Annotated in this window: 1 protein-coding gene; it reads left to right on the plus strand. The window is 41.9% G+C overall.

The genetic code is table 11. The features are described from left to right. On the plus strand, positions 1-210 hold a 210-nt coding region (locus N483_RS22375), incomplete at both ends, for an SdrD B-like domain-containing protein (RefSeq protein WP_155735426.1).

The following is a 210-nucleotide window of genomic DNA, read 5'->3' on the forward strand; positions in this document are numbered from 1 at the left end:
TTTACTGAAAAGCCAAAGGCCGGTGATAAGTCTATTGCAGGTACTGTGTTTTTCGATGTGGATCAGAACGGTGTGGTCGATTCAAATGATGCGCTGTTAAAAGACTTCAGGGTCACAATCACAGGTACTGATAAATATGGTCAGACAGTAAATACCACAACAACGACCAATGCCAACGGTGAATTCAGTTTTACTGGCCTGATTGAATCA

Origin of the sequence: Pseudoalteromonas luteoviolacea NCIMB 1944 (assembly GCF_001625565.1) — a bacterium.
Lineage (GTDB): Bacteria > Pseudomonadota > Gammaproteobacteria > Enterobacterales > Alteromonadaceae > Pseudoalteromonas > Pseudoalteromonas luteoviolacea_F.